The sequence below is a fragment of the Coleofasciculus sp. H7-2 genome (assembly GCF_042747725.1).
Lineage (GTDB): Bacteria > Cyanobacteriota > Cyanobacteriia > Cyanobacteriales > FACHB-T130 > FACHB-T130.
Genome location: NZ_JBHZGO010000107.1, coordinates 1 through 3120 on the forward strand (window position 1 = coordinate 1; position 3120 = coordinate 3120).

Below are 3120 nucleotides of genomic sequence, written 5' to 3' on the forward strand. Positions count from 1 at the left end.
CAATTCGATTACTAATTCATTATCTCAGATTTGGAGATGTTCCAATTCCCTATCAAAATCAAAGAAATCATTTTCGGCTCCCCTCTCGCATTCTCGCTCGCATCATACCCTAATTCAGCAACGCCCTACAGCGAAGGGTGATCGCACTTTGAATGATTCACATCATCCGCGATCACGCTACAAAGGAGCAAATTGATAAAATATAGGACTTACGCATTGACAGAAGTAGCGAAGTCTGAGGTTAGGCAGTGATTGGCTTGGAGAGGTTTTCCAAAATGAACTGGCGAATCACAGGCACAAATAACTGTCTCGACACCTGATAGAGGTTATCAATCAAGCCCTCAACTCGCATCGTTTGCAGTTTACAGCCATGCTTGCAGCGCACAGAAGAAGTGGGTTCTGAGGGCAGACTCGGTTCGCACGCTTGAAGCGTTCAATGTTGCACACTTGCTTGATCACCCGATGAAAGCTCTCAATCTGCCAATGGCTATCATGAATCTGGCGAAAGTCTTGGCGGTTGAGTTGTCGCAGTTGCGTCTCGTCGGGTTGGTACAGGATGTAATACCGAACCTCGTTTTTGAAGCTCTGGCAAAACACTTTCACCCAGCCAAACTCCTTGAGGTAGACCACCAACCCCGACTCCGGGATCGTTAAGGTTTGCACCTGCACTTGAGTGCCCCGTTCTATCGAAACTTGGCGATTGTCCGCAATGCCAAACAGAAAACCCACCTTCTCGTTTCTGAGAAACTTCAGATTTTCAATGCCTGAATACCAACTATCGCCCGTGACCCAAGCCAGTTTCAGCCCCCAGGCTTTGACTTCTGTTACCATATCGCGAAAATACTCGTTCTTGGTTTTGCCCTCCCGCTTGTCATAAATCCGAAAGTTCACCGGATACGAGGTGCCTGTGATGTCGGTGTAGTACAAGGTAATCCGATTGATCCCCTTGACGGTGCGCTTGTGTTTACCTGACCAAAAGTAGCCCCTGATGGTCGGTTCTCTGGGGGTCACGGTAAGGCTTGTCCAGCACACTATCATCCCCAATCGCAATCCCACCGCTCAGAATCAAATGGTCTTTGACCTCATCAAACAGGTCTCGCGGGCTGTAGTTCTCGCGCAGCAAAAAACGATTCACACTGTCGTGACTCAACCCCTCCATCACCTCGGCTAGGCGAACACAACTGACATACTTGGGTTCTGCCAATAAAAATAAGATGTAGAGGGAGCAGGTACACTTGGCTGTTGAGGGTTTAGACCGTTCTCTCACGCTGATTCCGGGGGCTGCAAGACTATCCTAGATTCACCACATTTTCCTTTCCCTGTCAATGCGTAAGTCCTATAATACTGGAGGCTCATCGTTTCTACATTAAACTGACAGTAGATATCGAGCATGGCATTCTTGCAGGTGGTGGGGAGCTTCATGCGGATTGTGAAACGGTGTTGCCGGAAGATGGGAGTATGTAGGAAAATATATGGGGAGGAGTTGGAACCCATTGACGCAGGAAGTGGTTCTATAAATCGCTGATTAATATCCGCCCTCGTCAAAATAATCGCTCAATGGAGATTCTTCACCCAGCGTAAGATGAGCAAGTTGCCCAAATCACTTAGGAGTTCTTAGGAGCCTTATGAAAGACCCGACGGCAATGTGAGAGCGTTATTTGCGTGGATCTGTACCTACTCGCTTAGGATAACTCGCTGCTTCTTTAGCTCTAATTCGGTCATTTTCTAATAACGACCTGAACCGCGATGCAGTTGCCCATTTGATAGAGAAAAGCAAGTTCTTTATTGAGAAGACAGCAATTGATGCTGGAATAGACATTGCAGCAGAGTTAGTTGAGTTACAAGTGCAATTGGCTCGTTGGCAATTAGGTTGGGCAAACATTTGGGCAGATGATGCACAACGAATGAAAGTTGCCCAACAAGCTCAATTTTTGTCGGAGCGTGTGTTAAAAATGTCAGGATTGCTATCTGAGCTTGTGACATCAGCAAGTCAAAGTAGTTAGAGTAATCAGAAGCCGAAATGATGCAAGTTGTAAGCAGCCCGCAGTTTAAAGGAAAAGACGGATTGCATATCCTCTCGTTTGAGCAAGAGTTTGTTACTCAGCCGTGCGGATAGGTTTAAGGCATATTCTAGGGAGTTTCTTACGCGACATCCTATACACGCGCTGTCAGGATTTGTACCAGCTAGTCGCAATACATAGGGTCAATAGGTTTGCCAATGCCAGCTATCAAGAAAATTCTACTTGCTGTAGATATCAAGATTCTGTCTATAAAATTAAAGGAAGAAAGTAATGATAACTCAGTTGATTAAAGCATTTCAGCCTAAGGATGCTCATATTACTGTAAGTGTTAGGTTCGACAACAAGTATTTAGATTATGGGAAAATATTGCTACGTTCCATTAGAAAAAATTTTCCCAGAGTGAGGGTAGTGGTATTAGCAATCAATACACCTGAAGCCAGCTTACAAGAGTTTTCAGATTGGGAGAACATAAGAATAATTTACGAACAAAAAGAATTTGCTTATCCTTATGAACAGCGTTTATATTCTATGGCAAGGAGAATTTTTTTAGTTAATGAACTAAGGCAAGACAGCTTGGTTGACAATTTACTTCAATTAGACGCTGATTTAATTGTAAGAAAAGATTTAAATAGATTCGGCAGTCTCTTCAAGCAGGGAGATGTTTGTATTTTTGCTAGAGCCAAAATGAAGTATGAATTCTTAAGATTAACAATGAATGTACTTGGTTTAGCTAATTCTCCAGCAGCTAAAGCTCTAACTAAAGAATGGGTTGCACAACTTTGGCATTTGCTTGAGGAACCTCAAGACAGTAAGTACATCGATCAGCTAACTCTGTGGAGAGCTTATGAGAAAGTAAATCAGGAATATGGAATAAAATTAGTGAATCTAGTTCCTCCTTTTATTGGTGGAGAAGGAAATACTATTATAAGGACATTTACGGCAACAAAGAATGCTAAGGGTAACAAAAAATTATGGCTCTTCAGTACCTGTTATGCTAGATCAACAATTAAAATGCCAATTTAATAAGCATCTAATCCGGAAGTTTTCCAAGTTTCTAAATCCATAAGCCGAGCGTTTAATTAGCTTGAGTTTGTTATTT

General features: G+C 43.0%; 3 protein-coding genes and 3 pseudogenes. 3 read left to right on the top strand and 3 right to left on the bottom strand.

Translation table 11 applies throughout. The features are described from left to right. Positions 1-209 precede the first annotated feature (209 nt). Positions 210-1267, bottom strand: a pseudogene (locus tag ACFW2W_RS23550) (transposase). A 77-nt stretch (positions 1268-1344) separates the two neighbouring features. Between ACFW2W_RS23550 and ACFW2W_RS23555 the strand changes: the two are divergent. Together ACFW2W_RS23555 and ACFW2W_RS23560 are read left to right on the top strand one after the other, a co-directional pair. Beyond that, positions 1345-1581 (top strand): annotated as a pseudogene (locus tag ACFW2W_RS23555) (DUF5674 family protein). A gap of 179 nt (positions 1582-1760) precedes the next feature. Continuing rightward, positions 1761-2003: a hypothetical protein gene (locus ACFW2W_RS23560; protein ID WP_378184074.1), complete on the top strand. Its 243-nt coding sequence runs from the start codon at positions 1761-1763 to the stop codon at positions 2001-2003. Positions 2004-2029: 26 nt separating this feature from the next. Here ACFW2W_RS23560 and ACFW2W_RS23565 read toward each other — a convergent pair. Further along, a pseudogene (locus ACFW2W_RS23565) lies at positions 2030-2184 on the bottom strand (threonine ammonia-lyase, biosynthetic); the annotation flags it as partial. 107 nt (positions 2185-2291) lie between these two features. Between ACFW2W_RS23565 and ACFW2W_RS23570 the strand changes: the two are divergent. Beyond that, positions 2292-3044: a hypothetical protein gene (locus ACFW2W_RS23570; RefSeq protein ID WP_378184076.1), complete on the top strand. Its 753-nt coding sequence runs from the start codon at positions 2292-2294 to the stop codon at positions 3042-3044. On the opposite strand, the gene ACFW2W_RS23575 is transcribed toward ACFW2W_RS23570, so the two are convergent. Next, positions 3021-3120: transposase (locus tag ACFW2W_RS23575; protein ID WP_378184078.1), on the bottom strand; the 100-nt coding region annotated here is incomplete at its 5' end. The two genes, ACFW2W_RS23570 and ACFW2W_RS23575, sit on opposite strands and share 24 nt — an antisense overlap.

Excerpts from the sequence above, each read along its gene's own strand:
- ACFW2W_RS23570 (WP_378184076.1), top strand. The coding sequence starts at position 2,292 with ATGATAACTCAGTTGATTAAAGCATTTCAGCCTAAGGATGCTCATATT.